Below are 17,922 nucleotides of genomic sequence, written 5' to 3' on the forward strand. Positions count from 1 at the left end.
CTCAGAGAACCGACCGAAGGAGCACCACCGCATGGCCGCCGAGATCTTCTACGACGACGACGCCGACCTGTCGATCATCCAGGGGCGCACCGTCGCCGTCATCGGCTACGGCAGCCAGGGGCACGCGCACGCCCTCTCGCTGCGCGACTCGGGGGTCGACGTCCGGGTGGGCCTGCCCGAGGGCTCGAAGAGCCGGGCCAAGGCCGAGGCCGAGGGCCTGCGGGTCGTCACCCCGTCCGAGGCGGCCGCCGAGGCCGACCTGGTGATGGTCCTGGCGCCCGACCACGTGCAGCGGACCCTCTACACCGAGTCGATCGAGCCCAACCTGCAGGACGGCGACGCGCTGTTCTTCGGCCACGGCTTCAACATCCGGTTCGGCTACGTGAAGCCCCCGGCCGGCGTCGACGTCGCGATGGTCGCTCCCAAGGGCCCCGGCCACCTCGTGCGCCGCGAGTTCGAGAACGGCAAGGGCGTGCCCTGCCTGGTCGCCGTCGAGCAGGACGCCAGCGGGCAGGCCCTGCAGCTCGCGCTGTCCTACGCGAAGGCCATCGGCGGCAGCCGCGCCGGCGTCATCAAGACGACGTTCGCCGAGGAGACCGAGACCGACCTGTTCGGCGAGCAGGCCGTCCTGTGCGGCGGCGCGAGCGCGCTGATCACCGCCGGGTTCGAGACGCTGACCGAGGCCGGCTACCAGCCCGAGATCGCGTACTTCGAGTGCCTGCACGAGCTCAAGCTGATCGTCGACCTCATGTACGAGGGCGGCATCGCCAAGCAGCGCTGGTCGGTGTCGGACACCGCCGAGTACGGCGACTACACCTCCGGCCCGAAGGTCATCGACGCCCGCGTCAAGGAGTCGATGAAGGAGGTCCTCGCCGCGATCACGGACGGCTCCTGGGCCGCCGCCTTTATCGCCGACCAGGACGCCGGCGCGCCGGACTTCAAGCGCCGCCGCGCCGAGGCCGAGGCGCACCCGATCGAGGAGACCGGCCGCAAGCTGCGCGGCCTGATGAGCTGGGTGTCCAGCGCCGACGACTACGCCGGTACCGCCGCCCGCTCGTAGCGTCCGCACACGCGAACGGCCCCCGCTGCCCGATGGCAGCGGGGGCCGTTCGCGTGCGTGCGGGGATCAGTAGCTGATGCCGCGCGAGGCGTAGTACTGCCGGGCCTGCGGCTGGCGCAGCAGCGCCACGACGACGACCGGCAGGATGAACCCGAGCAGGCCGTTGGCCGCCGAGGCGCCGTCGCTGATCAGCGACAGGAGCAGCGAGATCACGTTGATCCCGATGGCCACGTAGCTGATGAGCAGCAGCAGCCGCGGCGACTTGCCCTGCAGCGTCTGGATGCCGCCGACGAGCAGGCCGATCGACAGCGCGGTCGACAGGAGCACGAGCAGCCCCACCAGCGCGTTGATCTGGAAGGCCAGCGACAGGCTGATGATCCCGAACAGCGTGCCGAGGCCGCCCCAGACGATGCCGACGACCGCGGCGCCGGTGACGACGCCCGGGCGCTTGCCGGCCGGCGCGCCGTAGGGGGAGGGGCCGCCGAAGCCGCCCGGCTGCTGGCCGTACGGCTGCGGCTGGCCGTAGGGCTGCTGGCCGTACGGCTGCTGCTGGCCGTAGCCGGGCTGCTGGCCGTAGGGCGGCTGACCCGGCGCGGGCTGGCCCCCGTAGGGGGAGTCCTTGTCGAAGCTGGGGCCTGTCATGGGGGTTCCTTCCGGGAGGGCCGGCGCGCCGGGTCGGCGGTCGACGGCGCAGTGTAGGGGCCGGCGGCGGCCCGGGTCGTCGCCCGGGCGGGGGATCGGTGCAGGTCAGACGCGGGGAGGTCAGGCGCGGGGCCGGGTGAGGAACTCCCGCGACGCCGGCCGGTTGAGCAGCACGACGACGCCCGCGCCGGCCGCCGCCAGGACCAGCGGCCACACGGCGAGGGTGCCGTCCATGACCGAGGTGACGACCCCCAGCAGCGACAGGGCGGCGACCGCCAGGCCGCCGGCCGCGAGCAGGCGGCCGCCCCGCCCGGTCAGCGCCTGCACGCCGCCCGCCACGCACAGCACGGTGATGCCGAGCCACACGGCCGCGATCGCGGCGAGGACGCCGTCGGCCCGGGCCGCCGAGAACAGCAGCGCCGCGTACAGCAGCGCCCAGAGGCCGAGCAGGAAGCCGAGCAGCGTCGCGACGAGCAGCGGGGCCGGGCGCGGGACGGGGCGCCCGCCGCGCCCCGGCCCGTCCCCACCCGGCGCACCCGAGGACATCGTCAGCGGCCGCGCCGGGCGCGGTGCGCGGCGAAGAACGCGGCGGCCGGCTTCAGCGACAGCAGGACGACGATCGCCAGCGCGGCGAGGAAGAACAGCAGGCTGGTGATGATCCCGCCGGCCCCCGCGGTGTCGGCGTCCGACAGGTTGCCGATGAAGCCGAGCAGGGTGAAGGCCAGCGCGATGGAGCCGCCGACGAGCAGCATGACCCGGCTGCGGCCGGACAGCGCCCACACCGAGCCCCAGATCATGACGACGGTCCAGATCAGCACCACCAGGCCGAAGACCAGGATCACCCCGCCGACCGCGCCGGCGACGGCGCCGAAGCCGGGGATCTCGTCGTTCAGCCCGCCGCCGGCGCCGCTGGCCACGGCCCCGGCGAAGAGGAGCAGGAAGCTCAGCAGCACGCCGATGGCGCCGAAGACGAAGCCGAGGACCGCCGCCGTCACCACGCCGCCGGGCTTGGCCGGCACCGCGCCGGCGCCGTACTGCTGGGCGTAGCCGTACTGGCCGTACTGCGGGTCCTGGCCGTACTGCCCGTACTGCTGGGGCTGCTGGCCGTACCCCTGCTGCCCGTAACCCTGCTGGCCGTACTGCTGCCCGTACTGCTGCCCGTACTGCTGGGGCTGTTGGCCGTACCCCTGCTGGCCGTACTGCTGGCCGTAGGGCTGGGTCTGGCCGTAGCCCTGCTGGCCCTGCTGCTGGCCGTACGGCTGGCCCTGGGGCTGCCCGCCGTACGGGCCCGCCTGCTGGGGGTCCTGGGAGCCGCCCTGGCCGGAGGCCGAGGCCCCGCCGCTGTCCTTGCTGAAGTCGGTCATGGTCTCCTCCGGGTCGCCGGCTGGTGCCGGCTGGTCGCGGCCAGGATGCGGGGCACCCCTACCCACATCAAGCGAGCCACCCGGCGGGGGCCGGTGCTGGGGCCCGTGGGGCGCCGCGTGCCCGCCCCGTGACCCCGCCCCGTGACCTGCGCGTCCCTAGGCTGTACCCCCGTGAACCGGAGCGCGCCCGTCGTCCTGATCGCCGAGCAGCTGGCGCCGAGCGTCCTGGAGGTGCTCGGCTCCGACGTGGAGGTCCGCCACGTCGACGGCGCCGACCGCGCGGCCCTGCTGCCGGCCCTCGCCGACGCGGCCGCGGTGCTGGTCCGCAGCGCGACGCGCATCGACGCCGAGGCCCTCGCCGCCGCCCCGGAGCTCAAGGTCGTCGCCCGCGCCGGCATCGGCCTGGACAACGTCGACGTCGCCGCGGCCACCGAGCGCGGCGTCCTGGTGGTCAACGCCCCGACGTCGAACATCGTGAGCGCGGCCGAGCACGCCGTCGCGCTGCTGCTGGCCGCCGCCCGGCAGATCCCGGCCGCCGACGCGTCGCTGCGCGAGGGCCGGTGGGCGCGGTCGCGGTTCACGGGCGTCGAGGTCAGCGGGAAGGTCGTCGGCGTCGTCGGGCTGGGCCGCATCGGCCAGCTCGTCGCGCAGCGGCTGGCCGCCTTCGGCACCACGCTGATCGCCTACGACCCCTACATCCAGCCCGGCCGCGCCGCGCAGCTCGGCGTCCGGATGGTGTCGCTGGAGGAGCTGCTCCGCGAGGCCGACTTCATCACCGTCCACCTGCCGAGGACCCCGGAGACCCTCGGACTCATCGGCGCCGAGCAGCTGGCCACCACCAAGCGCGGGGTGATCGTCGTCAACGCCGCCCGCGGCGGGCTGGTCGACGAGGCGGCGCTCGCTGACGCCCTGCGCTCGGGCCAGGTCGCCGCCGCCGGCATCGACGTGTTCGCCACCGAGCCCACCACCGACAGCCCGCTGTTCGGCCTGCCCACCACCGTCGTCACCCCGCACCTGGGCGCCTCCACCACGGAGGCGCAGGACAAGGCCGGCACCGCCGTCGCCCACTCGGTCCGCCTGGCACTGCAGGGCGAGTTCGTGCCCGACGCGGTCAACGTGCAGGCCGGCGGCGTCGTCGCCGAGGACGTGCGCCCCGGCCTGCCGCTGGCCGAGCGGCTGGGCACGGTCTTCACCGCCGTCGCCGGCGGGCTCGCGCAGTCCCTGACCGTCGACGTGCGCGGCAAGCTCGCCGAGTTCGACGACTCGGTGCTGCAGCTGGCCGTGCTCAAGGGCGTCTTCGCCGACGTCGTCGAGGAGCAGGTCACCTACGTCAACGCGCCGCTGCTGGCCGGGCAGCGCGGCCTGGAGGTGGCGCTGACCAGCGACGTCGAGAGCCCCGACTACCGCAACCTCGTCCGGGTGCGCGGGGCGATGGCCGACGGCCGCGAGGTGTGCGTCTCGGGCACCCTGTTCGGCAAGAACCAGGTGCCCAAGCTGGTCGAGGTCGACGGCTTCGACATGGACCTCGACCTGTCCGGGCACCTGTTGTTCTTCGTCTACACCGACCGGCCCGGCGTCGTCGGCACCGTCGGCGCGGCGCTGGGGGAGGCCGGGGTCAACATCGCCGGCGCCCAGGTCAGCCGCACCACGCGCGGCGGCGAGGCGCTCATGGCCGTCGTCGTCGACAGCCCGGTCGCCCCCGAGCTGCTGGCCGACATCGCCGGCCGCATCGGAGCGCGCGAGGCCCGCTCCGCCGACCTCGACCCCCGCTGACCTAGGGTCCTCGCCATGCGCCTGGCTGTGATCGCGGGAGACGGCATCGGCCCGGAGGTCGTCTCCGAGGGCCTCAAGGTCCTCGGGGCGGTCGCCCCCGGCCTCGAGACGACGCCCTACGACCTGGGCGCCGCCCGCTGGCAGCGCACCGGCGAGCTGCTGCCCGACAGCGTGCTCGACGAGCTGCGCGGGCACGACGCCATCCTGCTCGGCGCCATCGGCGACCCCAGCGTGCCGCCGGGCATCCTCGAGCGCGGGCTGCTGCTGCGGCTGCGCTTCGAGCTCGACCACCACGTCAACCTGCGGCCGGCCAAGCTCTACGACGGCGTCCGCAGCCCGCTGGCCGAGCCCGGCGAGATCGACATGCTGTGCGTGCGCGAGGGCACCGAGGGCCCCTACGTGGGCAACGGCGGCGTGCTGCGCCGCGACACCCCGCACGAGGTGGCCACCGAGGTGAGCCTCAACACCGCGTTCGGCGTCGAGCGGGTGGTCCGCTACGCCTTCGAGCGCGCCACGGCCCGGCCGCGCCGGCACCTCACGCTCATCCACAAGACCAACGTCCTCACCCACGCCGGGTCGCTGTGGTCGCGGACCGTCGAGGAGGTGGCCGCCGAGTTCCCCGAGGTCACCGTCGCCTACCAGCACGTCGACGCCGCGTCGATGTTCTTCATCACCGACCCGGGCCGCTACGACGTCATCGTGACCGACAACCTCTTCGGCGACATCGTCACCGACGTCGCCGCCGCGGTCACCGGCGGCATCGGCCTCGCCGCCAGCGGCAACCTCGACGCCTCGGGCACCAACCCGTCGATGTTCGAGCCGGTGCACGGCTCCGCGCCCGACATCGCCGGGCAGGGCATCGCCGACCCGACGGCGACCGTGCTGTCGGTGGGCCTGCTGCTCGACCACCTCGGCCACGCCGACCTCGCCCGCAAGGTGAACGCCGCCGTCGCCTTCGACCTGTCCACCCGCGACCCGCGCGCCCAGGTGCGCACCGCGGAGGTCGGCGACCGGCTCGCCGCCCTCGCGGGAGGCTGACGGGGCTGAGCGGCGCGTCGCCGCGGGGTTAGACTCCGCGGCGATGCACGTCCCCGGCACCACCCTCATCATCGTCTAGCGCGCGGTCAGCACCCCCGACCGCGCGCCGACCTCCCGTTCCCGGGGGGTCTTCTTCGTGTGAGGGGCCTGATCGGCGTCGAACCCCCGGGAGAGCCCGTGGCCACCGACCTCGGCACCGACCTGCACGTCTTCGACACGACGCTCCGCGACGGCGCCCAGCGCGAGGGGATCAGCTTCTCCGTCGCGGACAAACTCGCCGTCGCGCGGCTGCTCGACGAGATCGGCGTCGGCTACATCGAGGGCGGCTGGCCGGGGGCGCTGCCCAAGGACACCGAGTTCTTCGCCCGCGCGCGCACCGAGCTCAAGCTGCGGCACGCGGTGCTCGTGGCGTTCGGCGCCACCCGCAAGGCCGGCGTCCGGGTGGAGGACGACCCGCAGGTCAGGGCCCTGCTCGATGCGGAGACGCCGGTGGTCTGCCTGGTCGCGAAGTCCGACGTCCGGCACGTCCGCGACGCGCTGCGCACCACGCTCGAGGAGAACCTCGCGATGGTCGCCGACACCGTGGCCCACCTGGTCGCGCACGGCCGGCGGGTGTTCGTCGACTGTGAGCACTTCTTCGACGGCTACGCCGCCGACCCCGACTACGGCGTCGCGGTGCTGCGCGCGGCGTTCGGCGCGGGCGCGGAGGTCGGCGTCCTGTGCGACACCAACGGCGGCATGCTGCCGATGGGCGTGGGCCGGGTCGTGGCCGACGTGCGCTCGCGGGTCGAGGGGCGGCTGGGCATCCACTGCCAGGACGACACCGGCTGCGCGGTCGCCAACTCGCTGGCCGCCGTCGAGGCCGGCGTGACGCACGTCCAGGGCACCGCCAACGGCTACGGCGAGCGGGCGGGCAACGCCGACACGTTCGCGCTCGTGGCCAACCTGGTGACCAAGATGGGCTTGCCCGTGGTGCCCGCGGAGTGCCTGGCCGAGCTCCAGCGGGTCAGCCACGCGATCGCCGAGCTCGCGAACATCGCGCCCGACGACCACCAGCCCTTCGTCGGGGCGTCGGCGTTCGCGCACAAGGCCGGCCTGCACGCCAGCGCGATCAAGGTCAGCCCCGAGCTCTACAACCACCTCGACCCGGCCGTCGTCGGCAACGACATGCGCATCCTGGTCACCGAGATGGCCGGCCGGGCGTCGGTCGAGCTCAAGGGCCGCGAACTCGGCGTCGACCTCGACGGGCACGCCGACGTCGTGGGCCGCGTCGTCGACCGGGTGAAGGTGCTGGAGGCCGACGGCTGGTCGTTCGAGGCGGCCGACGCCTCCTTCGAGCTGCTGCTGCGCTCCCAGCTCCCGGGTGCGCCCGCGCCGCTGTTCCGGCTGGAGAGCTACCGGACGACGGTCGAGCACTGGGGCAACGGCGTGGTCGTCAGCGAGGCGACGGTGAAGGTGCACCTGCCCAACGACGACGGCAGCAGCGAGCGGGTCATCAGCACCGCCGAGGGCAACGGCCCGGTCAACGCGCTGGACAACGCGCTGCGCCAGGCGCTGGTCGGCCGCCACCCGGGCCTCGCCGACGTCTCGCTGGCCGACTACAAGGTCCGCATCCTCGGGTGGAAGGGCGGCACCAGCGCCACCACCCGGGTACTGGTCGACACCACCGACGGCGTGGGGGAGTGGACCACCGTCGGCGTCCACGACAACATCGTCGAGGCCTCCTGGCACGCGCTGGTCGACGCGCTCACCTACGCCGTCCACTGCCGGTAGGCGCGTCGCTGCCCGACAGCGTGCGCCGAGGTGCGGCCCCGGCGCGCTCGACCGCACCTCCGCGCACGGTGTCGCCGTCCGTCCACAGATCCGGTGGGGATGCGACCGTCGGCGTGACCGGCCCGCAGGGTCACGGGCATGGACGTGGACCTCGTCGTCGGCCCGGAGGGCTGGGCCACCCGCGCGGAGCTGCTCCGGCACATCAGCGCACGGACCCTGTCCACCTGGGTCACCGGGAGCCGCCTCGTGCGCCTGGCGCCCGGGGTCCTGGCCACCCCCGCCGCGGCGCAGCGGTGGCGGGTGCGGGTGGCCGCGGCTCTGGCCGGACGCGGTGCCGTCGCCAGCCACGGGACGGCGCTGGCGCTGTGGGAGCTCCTCGCGCCGCCGCCCGGCCCCGTGCACGTGACGGTCGCGGACGGCCGCAGCGCGCGCGGGCCGTCCGGTGTGGTGGTGCACCGGAACGCGGCGGCGGTCGCCGACCGGCGCCGGGCGGGCGGCCTCCCGGTGACGTCGGTCGAGCGGGCCGTCGTCGACTCCTGGGGCGCCGGCCCGCCGACGCGCACCGACGTCCGCGCCGCCGCGATCACCGCCGTCCGGCAGCGGCTCTGCCGGCCCGCCGACCTGGCGTACGAGCTGGAGCGGAGCACCCGGCTGCGGGGGCGGGCCGAGCTCGCGGCGCTGGTCGGCTTGCTGGCCGACGGCTGCCGCAGCGAGCTGGAGATCTGGGGCTGCCTCCAGGTGCTCCGGGCGCCGGGCATGCCGCCGTTCACGCAGCAGCGCCGGCTCACGGTGGGCGGCGCGACCTTCTTCCTGGACGCCGCCTACGACGACGCGCTGCTCGCGGTGGAGATGGACGGCGCCGCCTGGCACGGCTCGAGGGACCGGCGCGAGTCCGACATCCGCCGCGACTCGCTCGTCGCGACCGCCGGCTGGCAGACCCTGCGCTACGGCTACCGCCGGCTCACGACCGCTCCCGACGAGTGCCGGCGCGACGTCCTGGCGGTGTACCGGGCCCGGCGGCGGCTGCTGGGCGGCGACGGCGTGCGCTGACGTGCACCCATCGCGGTCCGTGCTGCACCTCCGCGCACGCTGTCGCCCGTCGGCGGGTCAGCTCCTCGGCTGGACCTCGCCCATGGGGCCGAAGCCGGGCACCGACGGCTCGTCGACGTAGATGATCTGCGGCTGCTCGGCCACCAGGTCCGACATCCAGTCGAAGGCGGCCTTCGCGTGCGGGGTGGCCACGTGCGAGGCGCCGGCGTCGGAGTCCCGGAAGCCCTCGATGCAGACGAAGGTGTTCGGGTCGAGCACGCTGCGCGACCACTCGAAGAACAGGCTGCCCTCCTCGGCGTTCACCGCCGCGGCGTACTCGTCGGCCTTGGCGCGGAACTCGTCGATCCGGTCCGGCCGGACGGGGAACTTGATGACGATCAGGATCACGGGACTCTCCTCGGTGTCACAGCGGGTCGAGACGGCGGCGCAGCAGGCAGAACGGGTTGCCCTCCGGGTCGGCGAGCACGTGCCAGGACTCCTCGCCGGTCTGGCCGACGTCGGCGCGCGTGGCGCCGAGGTCGAGCAGCCGCTGCAGCTCGGCGTCCTGGTCGCGGTCGGTGGCGTTGACGTCGAGGTGCAGCCGCGGCTTGGCGGGCTCCCAGTGCTCCACCGGGGTGAAGACCAGCGTGGGCGCCGGGCCGCCGAAGCCGGCCTCCGGGCCGATCTCCACGGCGCCGTCCTCGTCGCGCCCGAGCACCCGGTAGCCGAGCACCTGCGCCCACCAGGCGGCGAGCGCCTCGGGGTCCCGGCTGTCGACGACGATCTCGCTCAGGCGGCAGGCCACACCGGTCACCGTAGGGCGGGCGGCGGGCGCGCGCGGGGTCAGTAGCCTCGACCCCGTGCGCATCGTCCGCTTCGCCTCGCCCTCGGGCATGTCCTTCGGAGTCCTCGACGGCGACGGCCAGGTCGCCCAGATCGAGGGCCACCCGTTCGGCACGATCTCCTTCACCGGCCAGCGCTTCGCCCAGGCCGACGTCCGGCTGCTCTCGCCGATCCTGCCGAGCAAGGTCGTCTGCGTCGGCAAGAACTACGCCGACCACGTGAAGGAGATGAACACCGGCGACGCCCCCGAGCGCCCGCTGCTGTTCCTCAAGCCCTCGACGTCGGTGATCGGCCCCGGCGACGCCATCCGCATCCCGGCCGGCAGCACCAACGTGCACCACGAGGTCGAGCTCGCCGTCGTCATCGGCGCCCGCGGCGCCCGCAACCTCACCCCGGAGCAGGTCCCGGGCAGCGTCTTCGGCTACACGATCGGCAACGACGTCACCGAGCGGGACATGCAGAAGGCCGACGGGCAGTGGACCCGCGCCAAGGGCTTCGACTCGTTCTGCCCGCTCGGCCCGTGGATCGAGACCGACCTGCGCGGCCTGGGCAAGGACCCGGCCGACCTGGAGATCACCTGCACCGTCGACGGCGAGCAGCGCCAGGCCGGGCGCACCAGCCAGCTGCTGTTCGACGTCCCCACGCTGGTCTCCTACATCTCGCAGGTCATGACGCTGCTGCCCGGCGACGTCGTGCTCACCGGCACCCCGGCGGGCGTCGGCCCGATCCGGCCCGGTCAGCGCGTCGAGTGCGCGATCGAGGGCCTGGGCTCGCTGACCAACGGCGTCAGCGGCGCCGACACCGCCTCCACGGCGGGCGGCGCGCGATGACGGACGTCCGCACCCGCTTCTGCCCCTCGCCGACGGGCATGGTGCACGTCGGCCTGCTGCGCACCGCGCTGTTCAACTGGGCGCACGCGCGGCACACCGGCGGCACGTTCGTCTTCCGCATCGAGGACACCGACGCCGCCCGCGACTCCGAGGAGTCCTACCGGCACCTGCTCGACAGCCTGCGCTGGCTCGGCCTGGACTGGGACGAGGGCCCCGAGGTCGGCGGCCCGCACGGCCCCTACCGGCAGTCCGAGCGCTCGGAGGTCTACCGCGAGGTCGCCGCGACGCTGCTCGAGGCCGGGCACCTCTACGAGTCCTTCTCCACCAACGAGGAGGTCGAGGCGCGGCGCCTGGCCGCGGGGCAGGACCCCAAGCTCGGCTACGACAACGCCGACCGGTTCCTCACCGACGCGCAGAAGGCCGCCCTCCGCGCCGAGGGCCGCGAGCCGGTGCTGCGGCTGCGGATGCCCGACGAGGACCTCGCCTGGACCGACCTCGTCCGCGGCGAGGTGCGGTTCGCCGCGGGCTCGGTGCCCGACTTCGTCGTCGTCCGGGCCAACGGCGCGCCGCTGTACCCGTTCGTCAACCCCGTCGACGACGCCCTGATGGGCATCACCGACGTGCTCCGCGGCGAGGACCTGCTGCCCTCCACGCCCCGCCAGCTCGCGCTCTACGCCGCGCTGCAGGACGTCGGGGTCGCCGCCGGCACCCCGCGCTTCGGCCACCTGCCCTACGTCACCGGCGAGGGCAACAAGAAGCTGTCCAAGCGCGACCCCACGTCCAACGTCGACGTCTACCGCGAGCGCGGCTTCCTGCCCGAGGGCTTCGCCAACTACCTGGCGCTGCTGGGCTGGTCCATCGCCGAGGACCGCGACGTGTTCTCCATGGCCGAGATGGCCGCGGCCTTCGACGTCACGCGGGTGAGCGCCAACCCCGCCCGCTTCGACGTCAAGAAGGCCGAGGCGATCAACGCCCAGCACGTGCGGGCGCTGCCCGCCGACGACTACGTCGCCGCCGTACTGCCTGTCCTCGCCGGCGCCGGGCTGGTCGCCGACCCGCCGACGGCCGAGCAGGAGCGGGTGCTGCGGGCCATCGCGCCGATGGCCCAGGAGCGCACGGTGGTGCTGTCCGACGTCGTCGGGCTGCTCGGCTTCCTGTTCACCGAGGACGTCGAGGTCGACCCCGCCGCCGCGGCGAAGAACCTGCGCCCCGAGGACGGCGAGGTGCTCGCCGCCGCGGCCACCGCGCTGCGCGACCTGCCCGAGTGGAGCACGCCGGCGATCGAGCAGGCGCTCAAGGACGCCCTCGTGGAGGGGCTGGGCCGCAAGCCGCGCCAGGCGTTCGGGCCGGTGCGGGTCGCGGTCAGCGGCCGCACGGTGTCCCCGCCGCTCTACGAGTCCATCGAGCTGCTCGGCCGGGAGCGGACGGTGCGCCGCCTCGAGGCCGCCCGCGAGCACACCGCGCGCTGATGACCGCCCCGGAGGGCCCGGCGCCCTGGGCCGCCGACGAGCCGTACACCGGCCCGCCGCCCACCGGGCCCTACGCGGCGCCGCCGCGGGTGCCCGGGCTCCTCGGCGCGGACGCCCCGCACTGGGCCGGCGCGCCCGCCGGCCCGGTGCCGTGGCCGCTCGGCCCGGTGCCCCTGCCGCCGGGCCCGCACGGGCCGGCCGGCCCGGGGCCGCTGCCGGTGCCGGTGCCGGTGCCGCACGGCGCGTACCCGCCCGGCGCGTCCGGGCCGGGGCCGCTGCCGCCGGGGCTGCGGTTGGCGCCGCCGCCGGGCACCCCGCCGCACGACGAGCCGGTGCCCTTCCTGCGGGCCATGCGCTCGCGGGACTGGGCGTGGTGGCGGCCGCTGCTGGGCCTGCTGCTGTTCGTCGTCGCCTACTCGGTGGCCGCGTTCGTCGTCGTCCTGCTCGTGCTGCTCACCGGCATCGAGCCCGACCTGGCGCTGCTCGACCTGGTCGACCCCGGCGTCCTGCTCGTGACCAACCTCTCGCTGATCGTCGCGATCCCGATCGTCTGGCTGCTGTGGGCCGTCGCGCACGGGATGCGCCCGGGCTGGTCGTCGTCGGTGCTGGCGCGGCTGCGCTGGCGGCTGTTCGCCCCGTACACGCTGCGCGCGCTGGCGACCCTCGGCGTCGGCATCGCCCTGTCGGTGGTGCTCGGCTTCGCGTTCGGCGACGCCGAGGCCACCGGGCCGGTCGACGACCTGCTCTGGCTGCTGCTCGTCGTGGTGCTCACCACGCCGCTGCAGTCGGCGGCCGAGGAGTACGTGTTCCGCGGGTACCTGAGCCAGGCGGTCGCCGGGTGGGTCCGCGACCCGCGGGCGGGGGCGCTGACGGCGGCGGTGCTCACCGCGGCGCTGTTCTCGCTGGCGCACGCGCCCGGCGACGTCGCCACCTTCCTCGACCGGTTCGCCTTCGGCCTGGCCGCCTCGGCGGTCGTGTGGCTCACCGGCGGGCTGGAGGCGGCGATCGTGCTGCACGCGGTCAACAACGTGCTGGTCTTCCTGCTGGCCGGCTCGCTCGGCGACGGCGTGGCCACCCAGGAGCTCCCCGCCGGCATCGGGCTGCTGTCGCTGGCGGTCTCGCTGGTGGCCATGGGCGCCTACGTGGCGCTGGTGGCGACCTCGCGCCGGCGGCTCCGCCCGGAGGTGCTCACCCCCGCCCTCGACCTGCGCGTCCCCTCGGGCGACCCGCGGGCCGGGGGGTGGTGACACGTCCCGCGGGGACGTCGGGTATCGTTCTCCCCGGCGCCGCGAGGTGCCGGCCAAGACCTTGGGGTATGGGGTAATTGGCAGCCCGACGGATTCTGGCTCCGTTAGTCTAGGTTCGAGTCCTGGTACCCCAGCGAGGAAGCACCACCTCCTCAGCACCACCGCACGACCCGCACCACTGCACGGCCCCGTCGTCTAGCGGCCCAGGACGCCGCCCTCTCACGGCGGTAGCGAGGGTTCGAATCCCTTCGGGGCTACGCACCGAGAGCCCCCGGTCCCCGGACCGGGGGCTCTCGCCGTTCCCGGGCCCCTGCCACGGGGCGGCCGCCGTGGTGTGGCAGAATCGTGCTCGTCCGGCCCCGTCGTCTAGCGGCCCAGGACGCCGCCCTCTCACGGCGGTAGCGAGGGTTCGAATCCCTTCGGGGCTACACCACAGCAGGGCCCCCGGCTCCCGGCCGGGGGCCCTGCTGCGTTCCCGGGCCCCCCGAGTGGCCCATGATCGCCAGCGGACGTAGCGTTCCCGGGGCCCCTCCTCGGGCCGGGAACGGAGGCGCGGCAACGGTGAACCGGACGACTCGCCGGCTGGCGGACGGCCGGGAGATCCTCTACTTCGACGCCGACGGCAGCACCGCCGCCCACGACGCCGAGGACACCCGGGACCTCCCGCCGGTCAGCACCCGGTCGCAGCTGCGCTACGACGCGCTGCTCGGCGAGTGGGTCGTCGTCGCGGCGCACCGGCAGACGCGCACCTTCCTGCCGCCCGCCGACCAGTGCCCGCTGTGCCCCTCGCGGCCCGGCCGGCCCAGCGAGGTGCCCGACGGCGACTACCAGGTCGTCGTCTTCGAGAACCGCTTCCCGTCGCTGGCCACCGGGGTCGACACCGACGTGCCGCCCACCGCCCCCGGCGCCCCGTTCGCCGAGCTGCGCCCCGGCTTCGGGCGCTGCGAGGTCGTGCTGTTCACCAGCGACCACGACCAGCACTTCGCCGGCCTCGGCCGCGACCGCGCCCGGCTGGTGGTCGACGTCTGGGCCGAGCGGACGGCGGAGCTGTCGGCGATCGACGGCGTCGCGCAGGTGTTCTGCTTCGAGAACTCCGGCGAGGAGATCGGGGTGACGCTCTCGCACCCCCACGGGCAGATCTACGCCTACCCGTTCGTGACCCCGCGCGTGGAGCGGGTGCTCGCCTCGGTGCGCCGGCACCGCGAGACCACCGGCGGCGACCTGTTCGCCGAGGTCGTCGAGGCCGAGCGCACCGGCCCGCGCGTGGTGGCCGCCAACGACTCCTGGGTCGCGTTCGTGCCCGCCGCCGCGCGCTGGCCCTACGAGGTGCAGCTGTTCCCCACCCGCCGGGTGCCCGACCTGCCGGCCCTCGACGACGCCCAGCGCGACGACCTGGCCGCGCTCTACCTCGACGTCCTCGGCCGGTTCGCGCACCGCTTCGACACCCCGATGCCCTACATCGCCTCCTGGAACCAGGCGCCGGTGCGGGAGGGCCGCGAGGACTGGTGGCTGCACCTGCAGCTGTTCTCGCTGCGCCGCGCCCCCGGCAAGCTCAAGTACCTGGCGGGCTCGGAGTCGGGCATGGGCGCGTTCATCACCGACACCAACCCCGAGGACGTCGCCGAGCAGCTGCGGGCGGTGGTCGTCCCGTGAGCGGGGTGCTCCCCGACGAGGAGGCCGCGGCCGGCGCGGCGGAGGCCTTCGCCGCCCGCTTCGGCGCCGCCCCCGAGGGCGTGTGGGCCGCGCCCGGCCGGGTGAACGTGATCGGCGAGCACACCGACTACAACGGCGGCTCGGTGCTCCCGGTCGCCCTGCCGCACACCGTCCGCGCCGCGGCCGCCCGCCGCGACGACGGCCGGCTGGTCCTCGTCTCCGCGCAGCACCCCGGCGAGGACGCCGACGTCGCGGTCGCCGACCTCGCGCCCGGCACCCCCGGCGGCTGGGCCGGCTACCCGGCCGGCGTCGTGGAGCAGGTGCGCGCAGCGGCCGCCGGCGGGCTGTCGCTGCTGGTCGACGGCGACGTGCCGGCCGGCGCGGGGCTGTCGTCGTCGGCGGCGCTGGAGTGCGCCGTGGCGCTCGCCGTGCGCGACCTGCTCGGCCTCGGCTGGGGTCCCGACGACCTGGTCGACGTCGCCCGGCGGGCCGAGAACGACTTCGTCGGCGCCCCCACCGGCATCCTCGACCAGTCCGCCTCGGTGCTGTGCACCGCCGGGCACGCGCTGCACCTCGACACCCGCGACCGCTCCTGGGACCAGGTGCCCCTCGACCTCGAGGCCGCCGGGCTGGCGCTGCTCGTCGTCGACTCGGGCACCACGCACAGCCACGCCGAGAGCGGCTACGGCGAGCGCCGGCGGCAGTGCGAGGAGGCCGCCCGCCGGCTCGGCGTCGACTACCTGTGCGACCTGCCCGGCACCGACGCGCTGGCCGCCCTCGACGACGGCACCGACGAGGGCGCGGTGCTGCTGCGCCGGGCCTGGCACGTGGTCACCGAGGACGCCCGCGTGGCCGAGGTGGTCGACCTGCTGCGCGCCGGCGCCGACCCGCGCGGGACCGGCCCGGTGCTCACCGCCGGGCACGCCTCGCTGCGCGACGACTTCGAGGTGTCGGTGCCCGAGCTCGACGCCGTCGTCGAGGCCGCGCTGGCCGCCGGCGCGTACGGCGCCCGGATGGTCGGCGGCGGCTTCGGCGGCAGCGCCGTCGCCCTGGTCGACGCCGGCGCCGTCGAGGCCGTGTCCGCCGCCGTCGCCGAGCGCGCCGGCGCCCCCCGTTCCTACGTCGTGGTCCCCGCAGCGGGCGCCCGGCGGCTGCAGTGACGCACAACCGAGTGGAGGCCTGAGTGGGCGATCTGAGACTGGACGCCGGGTTCGTCGACTACCTGCTGGTGGCCGCCTACTTCGCCGTCGTGCTGCTGATCGGACTCGCCGCGCGGCGGCGGGTCTCCGACAGCCTGGACTTCTTCCTGTCCGGCCGGTCGCTGCCCGCGTGGGTGACCGGCCTGGCGTTCATCTCCGCCAACCTGGGCGCCGTCGAGATCGTCGGCATGTCGGCCAACGGCGCCCAGTACGGCATGAGCACCATGCACTACTTCTGGATCGGCGCGGTCCCGGCCATGCTGTTCCTCGGCGTGGTGATGATGCCCTTCTACTACGGGTCGAAGGTCCGCAGCGTCCCCGAGTTCATGCGCCGCCGGTTCGGCACCGGCGCCCACCTGGTCAACGCGCTGAGCTTCGCCGTCGCCCAGATCCTCATCGCCGGCATCAACCTGTTCCTGCTGGCCACCATCGTCAACGCGCTGCTGGGCTGGCCGCTGTGGGTGTCGCTGATCGTGGCCGCGGCCGTGGTGCTCAGCTACATCACCCTCGGCGGGCTGTCGGCCGCGATCTACAACGAGGTCCTGCAGTTCTTCGTGATCGTCGCGGCGCTGCTGCCGCTGACCCTCATCGGCCTGCACCGCGTCGGCGGCGTCGGCGGGCTCATCGACGAGGTCCGCGGCGCCGGCCGCGGCGAGGAGCTCACCTCCTGGCCGGCCACCGAGCTGTCGGGCATCGGCAGCCCGGTGCTGTCGGTCATCGGCATCGTCTTCGGCCTGGGCTTCGTGCTGTCCTTCGGCTACTGGACGACGAACTTCGTCGAGGTCCAGCGCGCCATGGCGACCAAGTCGATGTCCGCCGCGCGCAGCACGCCGATCATCGGCGCCTTCCCGAAGATGTTCATCCCGTTCATCGTGGTGATCCCGGGCATCATCGCGACGGTCCTGGTCGACGACGTCGCCGCCGCGCGGGCCAGCGCCGACCCCGACTTCGACTACAACAACGCGCTGCTCCTGCTGATCCGCGACACCCTGCCCAACGGCCTGCTCGGCGTCGCGCTCGCCGGCCTGCTGGCGGCGTTCATGGCCGGCATGGCGGCCAACATCTCCGCCTTCAACACCGTCTTCAGCTACGACCTGTGGCAGCAGTACGTGAAGAAGGACCGGCCCGACTCCTACTACCTGGCGGTGGGCCGCTGGGCGACCGTCGGCGCCACCGTGGTGGCGATCGGGACGGCGATCATCGCCTCGGGCTACAGCAACCTGATGGACTACCTGCAGACGCTGTTCGGGTTCTTCAACGCCCCGCTGTTCGCCACGTTCATCCTCGGCATGTTCTGGAAGCGGATGACGCCGACCGCGGGCTGGACGGGCCTGGTGTCGGGCACGCTGGCCGCGGTCGCGGTGGCGTTCCTCAGCGAGGACGCCTTCGGGGCGGCGTCGCTGGGCGTGCTGCCGCTGGGCGGCCAGGGCGCGAGCTTCGTCGCGGCGAGCGCGGCGTTCGTCGTCGACATCGTCGTGAGCGTCGCGGTCAGCATGGTCACCGCGCCCAAGCCGGTCGCCCAGCTCGCCGGGCTCGTCTACTCCGAGACGCCCAAGGAGCAGCGCACCGACCCCGACGCCCACCGGCTGCCCTGGTACCAGTCGCCGACCAAGCTGGCCGGCATCGCGCTGGTCATGGTCATCGCCCTCAACGTGATCTTCCGCTGACAGGAGTGCGGTCATGAGCAGCAGCACCACCCGCGCCGGCGGGTCGAAGCACTCGGCGGGCGCGTTCGACGTCCGCAACGTCATCGCGGCGCTGATCGGGTTCTACGGCGTCGTGCTCGTCCTGATGGGGCTGTTCGGCAACACCCCGGCCGAGCAGGAGAAGACCGGCGGCACCAACGCCAACCTCTGGGCCGGCATCGCGATGCTGGTGTTCGCCCTGGTCTTCCTGCTGTGGTCGCGGCTGCGGCCGGTCGTCGTCGAGGAGCCGGCCGGCCGGCAGGACCCCGAGGACGACGGCAGCGGCCGGACCGCGGCGCACTAGCCGGGGTCCGGCC

General features: G+C 74.5%; 17 protein-coding genes and 3 tRNA genes. 15 read left to right on the plus strand and 5 right to left on the minus strand.

The annotated features are described in order from the left end of the window. Positions 1 to 31 precede the first annotated feature (31 nt). A complete protein-coding gene (ilvC, locus tag WA616_RS18375) occupies positions 32 to 1,060 on the plus strand; it encodes a ketol-acid reductoisomerase (protein ID WP_336032125.1) in 1,029 nt (342 codons plus the stop codon). A gap of 66 nt (positions 1,061 to 1,126) precedes the next feature. Here ilvC and WA616_RS18380 read toward each other — a convergent pair whose 3' ends face one another. From WA616_RS18380 to WA616_RS18390, 3 genes are all read right to left on the minus strand, one after another. After that, positions 1,127 to 1,702 carry a hypothetical protein gene (locus WA616_RS18380; RefSeq protein WP_336032128.1) on the minus strand — a complete coding sequence of 192 codons (576 nt, stop codon included), beginning with the start codon at positions 1,700 to 1,702 and terminating at the stop codon, positions 1,127 to 1,129. A 120-nt stretch (positions 1,703 to 1,822) separates the two neighbouring features. Further along, positions 1,823 to 2,248 carry a hypothetical protein gene (locus tag WA616_RS18385; RefSeq protein WP_336032131.1) on the minus strand — a complete coding sequence of 142 codons (426 nt, stop codon included), beginning with the start codon at positions 2,246 to 2,248 and terminating at the stop codon, positions 1,823 to 1,825. Positions 2,249 to 2,250: 2 nt separating this feature from the next. Continuing rightward, on the minus strand, positions 2,251 to 3,066 hold the full coding sequence (locus WA616_RS18390; RefSeq protein WP_336032133.1) for a hypothetical protein: 816 nt from the start codon (positions 3,064 to 3,066) through the stop codon (positions 2,251 to 2,253). A gap of 171 nt (positions 3,067 to 3,237) precedes the next feature. Between WA616_RS18390 and serA the strand changes: the two genes are divergently transcribed. The 4 genes from serA (at position 3,238) to WA616_RS18410 (ending at position 8,700) form a co-directional block, all read left to right on the plus strand. Further along, the gene (gene serA, locus WA616_RS18395) at positions 3,238 to 4,839 is read left to right on the plus strand and encodes a phosphoglycerate dehydrogenase (protein ID WP_336032136.1); all 1,602 of its coding nucleotides are present in this window, start codon (positions 3,238 to 3,240) and stop codon (positions 4,837 to 4,839) included. Positions 4,840 to 4,854: 15 nt separating this feature from the next. Beyond that, a complete protein-coding gene (locus WA616_RS18400) occupies positions 4,855 to 5,877 on the plus strand; it encodes a 3-isopropylmalate dehydrogenase (protein ID WP_073421770.1) in 1,023 nt (340 codons plus the stop codon). 177 nt (positions 5,878 to 6,054) lie between these two features. Next, entirely contained in the window at positions 6,055 to 7,650 is a 1,596-nt protein-coding gene (gene cimA, locus WA616_RS18405) for a citramalate synthase (protein ID WP_336032139.1), read from the plus strand. A 138-nt stretch (positions 7,651 to 7,788) separates the two neighbouring features. Further along, on the plus strand, positions 7,789 to 8,700 hold the full coding sequence (locus WA616_RS18410) for a DUF559 domain-containing protein (protein ID WP_336032141.1): 912 nt from the start codon (positions 7,789 to 7,791) through the stop codon (positions 8,698 to 8,700). A 57-nt stretch (positions 8,701 to 8,757) separates the two neighbouring features. Here WA616_RS18410 and WA616_RS18415 read toward each other — a convergent pair whose 3' ends face one another. Both WA616_RS18415 and WA616_RS18420 read right to left on the minus strand, forming a co-directional pair. Beyond that, positions 8,758 to 9,087 carry a putative quinol monooxygenase gene (locus WA616_RS18415; RefSeq protein ID WP_336032144.1) on the minus strand — a complete coding sequence of 110 codons (330 nt, stop codon included), beginning with the start codon at positions 9,085 to 9,087 and terminating at the stop codon, positions 8,758 to 8,760. 16 nt (positions 9,088 to 9,103) lie between these two features. Further along, positions 9,104 to 9,484 (minus strand): VOC family protein, encoded by a 381-nt coding sequence (locus tag WA616_RS18420; RefSeq protein ID WP_336032145.1) that lies wholly within the window; start codon positions 9,482 to 9,484, stop codon positions 9,104 to 9,106. 55 nt (positions 9,485 to 9,539) lie between these two features. Between WA616_RS18420 and WA616_RS18425 the strand changes: the two genes are divergently transcribed. The 10 genes from WA616_RS18425 to WA616_RS18470 all read left to right on the plus strand — a co-directional run bounded on the left by WA616_RS18425 (position 9,540) and on the right by WA616_RS18470 (position 17,909). Then, positions 9,540 to 10,352, plus strand: a complete 813-nt coding sequence (locus WA616_RS18425) for a fumarylacetoacetate hydrolase family protein (protein WP_336032147.1) — start codon at positions 9,540 to 9,542, stop codon at positions 10,350 to 10,352. Next, positions 10,349 to 11,821 carry a glutamate--tRNA ligase gene (gene gltX, locus WA616_RS18430; protein ID WP_336032149.1) on the plus strand — a complete coding sequence of 491 codons (1,473 nt, stop codon included), beginning with the start codon at positions 10,349 to 10,351 and terminating at the stop codon, positions 11,819 to 11,821. Before WA616_RS18425 ends, gltX begins: the two co-directional genes overlap by 4 nt. Continuing rightward, on the plus strand, positions 11,821 to 13,068 hold the full coding sequence (locus tag WA616_RS18435; RefSeq protein WP_336032152.1) for a CPBP family intramembrane glutamic endopeptidase: 1,248 nt from the start codon (positions 11,821 to 11,823) through the stop codon (positions 13,066 to 13,068). Before gltX ends, WA616_RS18435 begins: the two co-directional genes overlap by 1 nt. A 62-nt stretch (positions 13,069 to 13,130) precedes the next feature. After that, a tRNA-Gln gene (locus WA616_RS18440) sits at positions 13,131 to 13,202 on the plus strand. A 50-nt stretch (positions 13,203 to 13,252) separates the two neighbouring features. Continuing rightward, positions 13,253 to 13,325: transfer RNA gene (locus WA616_RS18445), tRNA-Glu, on the plus strand. 98 nt (positions 13,326 to 13,423) lie between these two features. Beyond that, positions 13,424 to 13,496 (plus strand) — tRNA-Glu (locus WA616_RS18450). Positions 13,497 to 13,629: 133 nt separating this feature from the next. Then, positions 13,630 to 14,721 carry a galactose-1-phosphate uridylyltransferase gene (gene galT, locus WA616_RS18455; RefSeq protein ID WP_336032154.1) on the plus strand — a complete coding sequence of 364 codons (1,092 nt, stop codon included), beginning with the start codon at positions 13,630 to 13,632 and terminating at the stop codon, positions 14,719 to 14,721. Further along, a complete protein-coding gene (galK, locus tag WA616_RS18460; protein WP_336032156.1) occupies positions 14,718 to 15,881 on the plus strand; it encodes a galactokinase in 1,164 nt (387 codons plus the stop codon). Before galT ends, galK begins: the two co-directional genes overlap by 4 nt. Before the next feature lie 23 nt (positions 15,882 to 15,904). Beyond that, positions 15,905 to 17,587: a sodium:solute symporter family protein gene (locus WA616_RS18465; protein WP_336032158.1), complete on the plus strand. Its 1,683-nt coding sequence runs from the start codon at positions 15,905 to 15,907 to the stop codon at positions 17,585 to 17,587. 13 nt (positions 17,588 to 17,600) lie between these two features. After that, positions 17,601 to 17,909, plus strand: a complete 309-nt coding sequence (locus tag WA616_RS18470; RefSeq protein WP_336032160.1) for a hypothetical protein — start codon at positions 17,601 to 17,603, stop codon at positions 17,907 to 17,909. The last annotated feature ends 13 nt before the right edge of the window (positions 17,910 to 17,922 follow it).

Source organism: Geodermatophilus sp. FMUSA9-8 (assembly GCF_037034165.1).
GTDB lineage: Bacteria > Actinomycetota > Actinomycetes > Mycobacteriales > Geodermatophilaceae > Geodermatophilus > Geodermatophilus nigrescens.